This is a genomic window from Streptomyces sp. GC420, from assembly GCF_009916105.1.
Taxonomy (GTDB): domain Bacteria; phylum Actinomycetota; class Actinomycetes; order Streptomycetales; family Streptomycetaceae; genus Streptomyces.
Window position 1 is genome coordinate 1 of sequence record NZ_JAAAXQ010000757.1, and the last position, 1230, is coordinate 1230.

Annotated in this window: 1 protein-coding gene; it reads right to left on the bottom strand. The window is 71.1% G+C overall.

The features are described 5' to 3' along the window. Positions 1-115: 115 nt before the first annotated feature. A partial coding sequence (locus GUY61_RS38420; protein ID WP_208106990.1) for a hypothetical protein occupies positions 116-1230 on the bottom strand: 1115 nt, incomplete at its 5' end.

A 1230-nucleotide genomic window follows, 5' to 3' on the forward strand; every position in this document is an offset into this window, starting at 1 on the left:
ATCTGGCGGCCCTCTCGCCTGCTACAGGTGTTGAGAAAGCGCGCGGTGTGACAGTGGGGCCGAGGTTTTTTCGAACGACTTCTGCGGCGCCCGATCCGAGGGGCGCCGGGCGCCCTCAGGCCGCGGCGTGGTACTGCGCGAGGTCCGACTTCGCGCGCAGCGTGCGCACGGCACGGCTGGCGTGCTGCCGCAGCAGGTCTCCCTCGTGGCCCATGGACCGGGTGGTCATGTGGCGCTGGTCGGGGCGCTGCGAGGTGGACAGGTAGTAGCGGGCGATGCGCTGGGCTTCGAGCTCCTTCAGCGCTCCGACCTCCACCGCCCACAGCAGCAGGTCGAGGACCTCCGTCCGCGTCTCGTGACGCGACAGGGCCGGCTCGTCGACGTCGACGAGCTCCATCTGCGCGGCCCGCACAAGGAGATCGGCGAGCTCGACCGTGTGGTGCGGGGTGTCGGGGTCCTCGCTGGCGACGACGTGCGCGTATCGGGTGTGGGACTCGGCTTCGGCCAAGGGCGCGACGCTGGCGGCGAACTCCTGGACGTCCTCCACGTCGTCGAGGCAGGCGGCCAGGGTGCGGCGGGTCAGCTGCAGGGTGTCGAGCGCGAGGTTGTTGAAGATCCGCCGCGGCCGCCGGTCGAGCGGGTAGGTGCGGACGACCTCGAAGGCGGCGCCGAGCACCGTCGCACAGACGTCGTCCCACGGAAGGCCGTAGGACCGCCGCTGCGTCTTCGCCATCAAGACCGCCTTGGGCAGCAGGACTCGCACCGCCACCCGCCAGGCGAGGTGAGCGTCGAAGCCGGTCCCCCCGGCCCGCTCGACCAGCAGGTGCATCACGCGGTCGTGGCCGTCCAGTTCCCCGCAGCGGTGGTACGCGGAGATCTTGTCGACCACGTCCTGAGGACTGGCCGCTCCGGCGAGGTCCGGGTGCTCCCCGGCCCACGCGGCGACGCGGTCCGCCGCTCGTAGGTCTCGGCAGAGCGCGGCCCAGTCGCGGTTCATCACGGTGAGCGTGTCGTAGCGGGGCGTGGACTCGGAGAAGTTGAGTGCCGGGGTGTGCTGGGTGGTGGCCACGTCCGTGTCCGTCCTTTCGCGCCATCTGGTCTCGATGGCGCTCACACTCCCGACGGGCCCCTTGACCGCCGTCTGACCGCGATTGCGGCCTGACGAGGTCAAGGGGAAACCGGCCTTGCCCACCGGGGTGGCCCAGCTGGGCAAGGGGGCCGTGGTCAAGG